At 64.2% G+C, this 6,990-nt stretch carries 6 protein-coding genes; 1 reads left to right on the top strand and 5 read right to left on the bottom strand.

Annotated features, from left to right (window positions below):
• Positions 1-736: 4-hydroxyphenylpyruvate dioxygenase (gene hppD / locus Q7T45_RS06440; protein ID WP_304868901.1), on the top strand; the 736-nt coding region annotated here is incomplete at its 5' end.
• A gap of 126 nt (positions 737-862) precedes the next feature.
• Here the strand turns inward: hppD and Q7T45_RS06445 are convergent.
• The 5 genes from Q7T45_RS06445 to Q7T45_RS06465 form a co-directional block, all read right to left on the bottom strand.
• On the bottom strand, positions 863-1,975 hold the full coding sequence (locus tag Q7T45_RS06445; protein ID WP_304868903.1) for a CaiB/BaiF CoA-transferase family protein: 1,113 nt from the start codon (positions 1,973-1,975) through the stop codon (positions 863-865).
• A 34-nt stretch (positions 1,976-2,009) separates the two neighbouring features.
• Positions 2,010-3,326: an LLM class flavin-dependent oxidoreductase gene (locus tag Q7T45_RS06450; RefSeq protein WP_304868905.1), complete on the bottom strand. Its 1,317-nt coding sequence runs from the start codon at positions 3,324-3,326 to the stop codon at positions 2,010-2,012.
• A gap of 157 nt (positions 3,327-3,483) precedes the next feature.
• Positions 3,484-4,284, bottom strand: a complete 801-nt coding sequence (locus tag Q7T45_RS06455; RefSeq protein ID WP_304868907.1) for a xanthine dehydrogenase family protein subunit M — start codon at positions 4,282-4,284, stop codon at positions 3,484-3,486.
• Positions 4,285-4,298: 14 nt separating this feature from the next.
• Positions 4,299-6,638, bottom strand: a complete 2,340-nt coding sequence (locus Q7T45_RS06460) for a xanthine dehydrogenase family protein molybdopterin-binding subunit (protein WP_304868909.1) — start codon at positions 6,636-6,638, stop codon at positions 4,299-4,301.
• A 99-nt stretch (positions 6,639-6,737) separates the two neighbouring features.
• Positions 6,738-6,990: (2Fe-2S)-binding protein (locus Q7T45_RS06465; RefSeq protein WP_304868911.1), on the bottom strand; the 253-nt coding region annotated here is incomplete at its 5' end.

A 6,990-nucleotide genomic window follows, 5' to 3' on the forward strand; every position in this document is an offset into this window, starting at 1 on the left:
GGTTCCGGCTATTGTTGGTATTGGCGGTTCACTGATCTATTTCGTCGATCAATATGGCACGACCAACTCCTACAAGGACTTCACCTTCACCGATCATCAGCCCAAGGGTGTCGGATTTTATTATCTCGATCACCTCACCCACAACGTCCACCGCGGCCGCATGGATGTCTGGACCGGCTTCTACGAAAGACTGTTCAACTTCCGGCAGATCCGCTTCTTCGACATCGAGGGCCGCGCCTCCGGTCTGTTTTCGCGGGCGCTGACCAGCCCCGACGGCAAGATCCGGATTCCGATCAACGAGGATGCCGGGGATTCCGGCCAGATCGAGGAATATCTCAACGTCTATCGCGGCGAGGGCATCCAGCATATCGCCTGCGGCTGCAGCGATATTTACCAGACCGTCGAGACCCTGCGCGCCGCCGGCCTGCCGTTCATGCCGCCGCCGCCGGAAACCTACTTCGAGAAGATCGAAGCGCGCCTGCCCGCGCATGGCGAGGACGTCGCGCGGTTGAAACGCGACGGCATCCTGATCGACGGCGAAGGCGTGGTCGAAGGCGGATTGACAAAGGTGCTGCTGCAGATCTTCTCCGCCAACGCCATCGGACCGATCTTCTTCGAGTTCATCCAGCGCAAGGGCGACGACGGCTTTGGCGAAGGCAATTTCAAGGCGCTGTTCGAATCGATCGAGGAGGATCAGATTCGAAGGGGCGTGCTGAAGGTGGAGGATGCGGCGTAGCTATTTCGTAGGGTGGGCAAAAGGCGCCCTTGCGCCGTGCCCACCATCTTCGTTCAGCGATTGACGCGCCATCGATGGTGGGCACGGCGCGAAGGGCGCGCCTTTGCCCACCCTACGGCAGCGGCGTTACCTCCCCGCCTTCCACGCGCTCGTCAGCGCACCGATATCCGCAACCTCCGGCTCCCTGATCGCCGAGGGCGTGCGCGAAAACCGTGGTGCGGGCGCTGGCTGCGTCACGCCGTGGCGCTCCACGAAAATCTTGCGCGCGACGTTGTGCGGGTGCTTCGGCGCTTCCGCCATGGTCAGGATCGGCGCGAAGCAGATGTCGGTGCCTTCCATGATGGCGCACCACTCCGCGCGGCTCTTGCTCTTGAAAACCTTTGCCAGTTTTTCCTTCAGCGCCGGCCAGGCCTTGCGGTCCATCTGCGCGTCGAAATCGCTGTCGGTCAGGCCGGCATGCTGGCGCAGCAGGGCGTAGAATTGCGGTTCGATCGAGCCGATCGAGACGAAATTACCGCAGGAACATTCATAGACGCCGTAGAAATGCGCGCCGCCGTCGAGGAAATTCTGCTCGCGGCCTTCGGTCCAGCGCCCGATCGCGGTCATGTCGAAGAACATCGACATCAGCGAGGCCGCGCCATCGCACATCGCGGCGTCCACCACCTGGCCCTTGCCGGATTTCGAGGCTTCCAGCAACGCCGCCAGCACGCCGACCACGACGTAGAGCGCGCCGCCGCCGAAATCGCCGACCAGATTGAGCGGCGGCACCGGCCGCTCCTTGGGTCCGATCGCGGACAGCGCGCCGGTCACCGAGATATAATTGATGTCGTGGCCGGCGGCCTGCGCCAGCGGGCCTTCCTGGCCCCATCCGGTCATGCGGCCATAGACCAGCCGCGGATTGCGCGCCTGCACCACGTCGGGTCCCAACCCCAGCCGCTCCATCACGCCGGGCCGAAAGCCCTCGATCAGCGCATCGGCATTGGCGAGCAGGTCGAGCACCTGCGCCACGGCGGCCTTGTCCTTGAGGTCGAGCTCGACCACCTTCCGTCCGCGCCCCGCCACCGATTTCATGTTCTTCTTGGCGCCGACCCGATCGAGCGTCACCACTTCCGCGCCCATGTCGGCCAGCATCATGCAGGCAAACGGACCGGGCCCGATGCCGGCGAATTCGACGATGCGGAAGCCCGCGAGCGGGCCGGAAATACGGGTGGATGAAGTCGGGGCTGGTTTATCGAGCACGTTGTTGTTTCCGTTATGTGAGACGCGAAGAATTCTATGAGGTTGCGGAGGTCTTGCTGCCGTGGCGGGCGGGATCGCTGAGGGTGACCTTGGCAGCGTCGGCCCACAGCTTGGCGTTCTGTTTCTGGCGTTCGGTGCCGGTGCCTTCCTCGGCGACCTTGCGGCCGAGCGCGACATAGACCGGGATCTCCTCGTCCCGCATAGGCGCCATCGCCTGCTTGCGCGCCATCGCCTTGGCGATGAAGGGCGCGAGTTCTTCCTGCTTCTGCTTCTCGCGCTCGATCTCGCGCGCGCGGAATTCGGGCATCACGTCGCTGGCGAACAGCTCCAGCGCCTCGCAGATGTCCTTGTGCCGGTTGCGGCCGCCCTGCTGGATGAACACGGTCTGGTCGACGCCGGATTCCTCGAAGTGCCGCAGATGGGTGCGCAACTGGTCCGGCGTGCCGATGCCGTGATCGGCGCCGGCCGCTGGCAGCGCATGCCGCGCCTTTTCGAAATTGGCCCAGATGTCGGTGCGGCCAGGCTTGTGTTCGCCGAAGATGTAGTGATGCGCCAGGCCATAGCGGAAGAAGCGCAAGCCGTCCTCGCCGCGGCGGCGCGATTCCATCTCGTCGGCATGCAGCGAGAAGCCGGTCACCATCGCGACATTGGGATTGACCGCGTGGCCGATCGGCACGCATTCCTCTTTAAAAATCCGGTAGTAGTCATCGACCCATTGCCGTGCCTCGCGCGGATCGACGAAGGCAAAGGTCAGCGCACCGATGCCGCAGCGCGCGGCCATCTTGATGGTTTCGCGGTTGGAGCAGGCCACCCACAGCGGCGGATGCGGCTTCTGCAGCGGTTTCGGCACCACGTTGCGGCAGGGCATCTCGAAGAACTCGCCCTTGAAGCCGGGGTAGGGGTCCATCACCATCATGTTGGTGCACTGCTCGACGCCCTCTTGCCACATCCGCCGCTTCTCGACCGCATCGAAGCCGACATTGAAGCCGCCGAGCTCCATCAGGGACGCGCTCTCGCCGGTGCCGAATTCGACGCGGCCGTTGGAGACCAGATCCAGCGTGGCGATGCGCTCGGCGACCCGGGCCGGGTGGTTGTATTTCGGCGGCATCAGGCAGATGCCGTGGCCGAGGCGAATCCGCTTGGTGCGCTGCGAGCACGCCGCGAGGAAGATTTCCGGCGCCGAGGAGTGGGAGTATTCCTCGAGGAAATGATGCTCGACTTCCCAGGCGTAGTCGATGCCGAGCCGGTCGGCGAGTTCGACCTGGTCGAGCGCCTCCTGGAACAGCCTGTGCTCGTCGCCCTCGTTCCAGGGCCGCGGCAGCTGGTGCTCGTAGAAAATGCCGAACTTCATGGGCCGCGCTCCCGGGGAATTTCTTAGTTAGTTGATTAGCTAAATTGTCCCGCCTTGTGAGTCCCAAGGCAAGCGCCAATTGGCTGGAATGTGACCAAATGCAGAGCGGCGCGCATCCCTGCGCGCCGCTTGCATGTCTCCCCGTGAATGCGGCCGATCAGCCCGCCGCAGTCACCGCGCGCTGCGCCATCACCTTGATCAGATTGGCGCGATAGGCCGAGGAGCCATGGATATCGGACAGCAGCCCGTCGGTGGAGACAGTGACGTTGTCGAGCGCGCCCGCCGACCAGTTCGCCTTCAGCGCGGCCTCGATCGCCGGCACCCGCATCACCCCGTTCTGCGAGGCGCCGGTGGCGGCGACGCGGACGTCTCCCGCCGGGGTTTTGGCGACGAACACCCCGGTCAGGGCAAAGCGCGAGGCCGGGTTCGGAAACTTGGAATAGCCCGCCTTGGCCTGAACCGGGAACGACACGGCGGTGATGATCTCGCCGTCCGCGAGCGCGGTCGTGAACAGGCCCTTGAAGAACTCGTCCGCCGCGATCGAGCGCTTGTTGGTCTTGATCGTCGCACCGAGCGCCAGCACCGCCGCCGGATAGTCGGCCGCGGGATCGTTGTTGGCGATCGAGCCGCCGATCGTGCCGCGATATCGCACCTGGGGATCGCCGATCAGCGAGGCGAGGTGAGCCAGCGCCGGAATCGCCTTTTTTACCGCGTCACTGTTGGCCACGTCGTAATGGGTGGTTGCCGCCTTGATCACGATGCCGGCGCCGCTTGGCTCGATGCCGACCAGATCCTTGATCTTGCCGAGATCGATCACGTCGGACGGCGAGGCCAGCCGCTGCTTCATCACTGGCAGCAACGTGTGGCCGCCGGCGAGATACTTCGAGTCCGAACCCTTGGCGAAAAGTGCTGCAGCTTCATCCACGGAAGCGGGGCGATGATAAGTGGTCTCGTACATGTTCCTGCTCCCTCTCAACCGTGAATCGCGTGCCACACCCGGTCGGGTGAGGCGGGCATTTCGAGCTTGTTGTTGCCGATGGCGTCGGTGATGGCGTTGATGACGGCAGCCGATGCGCCGATCGCGCCGGCCTCGCCGCAGCCCTTGACGCCGAGCGGATTTCCCGGACACAGCGTCGTGGTGTGCGACAGCTTGAACGACGGCAGATCGTCGGCGCGCGGCATGGTGTAGTCCATGAACGACGCGGTCACGAGCTGGCCGGAACTGTCATAGACCGCGCCTTCCAGCAGCGCCTGGCCGATGCCCTGGGCGAGGCCGCCATGGACCTGGCCTTCGACGATCATCGGGTTGATCAACGTGCCGAAATCGTCGGCGGCGACGAAGTTGACGAAGGAGGTCTTGCCGGTGCCGGAGTCGACCTCGATCTCGCAGATATAGGCGCCGGCCGGAAAGGTGAAGTTGGTGGGGTCGTAGAATGCGCCCTCCTTGAGGCCGGGCTCCATGCCGTCGGGCAGGTTGTGCGCGGTGTAGGCGGCGAGTGCCACCATCGGCAGCGCGATCGACTTGTCGGTGCCGGTGACCTTGAACTCGCCGTTCTCGATGACGATGTCGGCCTCGGACGCCTCCAGCTGATGCGCCGCGATCTTCTTGGCCTTGGCCTCGACCTTCTCCATCGCCTTGAAGATGGCGGACATGCCGACCGCCGCCGAGCGTGAGCCATAGGTGCCCATGCCGAACTGCACCTTGTCGGTGTCGCCATGCACGATCGAGACCTGGCTGATCGGAATGCCGAGCCGGCCCGCGACCAGCTGGGCAAAGGTGGTCTCATGGCCCTGGCCGTGGCTGTGCGAACCCGTGAGGATTTCGATGGTGCCGACCGGATTGACCCGGACTTCGGCGGATTCCCACAGGCCGACGCCGGCCCCCAGGCTGCCGACCGCCTTCGACGGCGCGATGCCGCAGGCCTCGATGTAGCAGGAGATGCCGATGCCGCGCAGCTTGCCTTCGGTCTTGGCCTTCGCCTTGCGGGCGGGGAAGCCGGCATAGTCGATCGCCTTCATCGCCGAATCCAGCGAGGCGCCGAAATCGCCGACATCGTAGGCCATGATGACGGGTGTCTGGTGCGGGAAGGTCGTGATGAAATTCTTGCGGCGCAATTCCGCCGGATCGACCTTCAATTGCCGCGCCGCGGTTTCCATCAGCCGTTCAACGACAAAACTGGCTTCGGGCCGGCCGGCACCGCGATAGGCGTCAACCGGGGTGGTGTTGGTGTAGACGCTGATCACTTCCGCAAAAATGTTGGGGATGTTGTACTGACCCGACAGCAGCGTCGCATAGAGATAGGTCGGCACCGAGGAGGAGAACAACGACATATAGGCGCCGAGATTGGCGTAGGTTTTCACCCGCAACGCCGTGACTTTATTGTCCTTGTCGAACGCCATCTCGGCCTTGGTCAGGTGATCGCGGCCATGGGCGTCGGTGAGGAACGCCTCGGAGCGATCGCCGGTCCACTTCACCGGGCGCCGCACCTTCTTGGAGGCCCACAGCGCCACCATTTCCTCGGGGTAGATGAAGATCTTCGAGCCGAAGCCGCCGCCGACATCGGGCGCCACCACCCGCAGCTTGTGCTCCTGCGCGATGTTGTAGAACGCCGACAGAACCAGCCGGGCGACATGCGGGTTCTGCGATGTGGTGTAGAGCGTAAAATGCTCCTCGGCGTCGTTGTATTCGGCGATCGCCGCGCGCGGCTCCATCGCATTCGGCACCAGCCGGTTGTTGGTGATGTCGAGCGAAACCACATTGGCCGCCGCCTTGAACGCGGCATCCGTCGCGGCTTCCTCGCCGATGGTCCAGTCGTAGATCACGTTGCCCGGGGCTTCCGGATGCAGCTGCGGTGCGCCAGGCTTGATCGCGGCGCGGATGTCGGAAGCAACCGGCAGCTCCTCATAGTCGACGACGACCGCTTCCGCAGCGTCGCGGGCCTGGTTCTTGGTCTCGGCAATCACCACCGCGACCGCCTGTCCGGCGAAGCGCACGATTTCCGGCGCCATCGCCGGCCACGCGCCCATCTTCATCCCGGTGCCGTCCTTGGACGTGATCGCCCAGCCGCAGATCAAATTGCCGACCTTGTCGTCGACGATCTCCTGTCCGGTCAGTACTCCGACCACGCCCGGCATGCCCTTCGCAGCTGCGATGTCGATGCTCTTGATTTTGGCATGCGCGTGCGGGCTGCGGACGAAATGCGCGTGGGTCAGGCCCACAATCTTGATGTCGTCGACGTAACGGCCGCGGCCCGTGACGAAACGTCGGTCTTCCTTGCGCACCACGCTGGCGCCAATGCCCTCAACACCCATCGGATCTCTCCCTGTCGGACCGCATCGTCGGCGCCAGATCGAAGGCGCGAACCGCGGTCGGTTTTCTGAATTTCGAAGCTCGGATCGTGCAGGCGCGGATTATTCCGCCGCCTGCGCGACCTTCATGCGGCCGGCGGCGTCGAGCACCGATTTGACGATATTGTGGTAGCCGGTGCAGCGGCAGATATTGCCTTCCAGCTCGTGCCGGACGGTGTCCTCGTCGAGCTTGCCGCCGTAGCGGTTGACGATGTCGATCGACGACATGATCATGCCCGGCGTGCAGTAACCGCACTGCAGGCCGTGATTGTCGCGGAACGCGGCCTGCATCGGATGCAGCTCGTCGCCCTTCGAG

Source organism: Bradyrhizobium sp. (assembly GCF_030646015.1).
In the GTDB taxonomy this organism is placed as follows: Bacteria; Pseudomonadota; Alphaproteobacteria; order Rhizobiales; family Xanthobacteraceae; genus Bradyrhizobium.